This is a genomic window from Streptomyces roseicoloratus, assembly GCF_004117935.1.
In the GTDB taxonomy this organism is placed as follows: domain Bacteria; phylum Actinomycetota; class Actinomycetes; order Streptomycetales; family Streptomycetaceae; genus Streptomyces; species Streptomyces roseicoloratus.
Genome location: NZ_SDOY01000004.1, coordinates 1 through 208, shown reverse-complemented (window position 1 = coordinate 208; position 208 = coordinate 1). Strand labels below are relative to the sequence as shown.

Annotated in this window: 1 protein-coding gene; it reads right to left on the bottom strand. The window is 73.6% G+C overall.

All coding sequences use genetic code 11. The features are described from left to right. Nucleotides 1–183, bottom strand: a 183-nt coding sequence (locus ESG85_RS00210) for a helix-turn-helix domain-containing protein (protein WP_164986122.1), incomplete at its 3' end; no start/stop codon positions are given. Nucleotides 184–208 lie beyond the last annotated feature (25 nt).

Sequence of the window (208 nt, the reverse complement as noted above, 5' to 3'; positions counted from 1 at the left end):
GGACGAGCGGTCGCGCATGCCTGCCTCGCCGAGCTGCCGGTAGCGGCTGGCCCACCGCTGGGCCGTGGTCGGGGAGACCTGGAACCGTTCCGCGGCCCGCCGCAGCGGCCAGCCGTCGTCCACGACGCAGCGGGCCAGGCGCAGCCGTCCGGTTTCGGTCAGGGGTGCATTACGGTGGGGCACGAGGGCCTTTCGGTCAGGTGTAGAC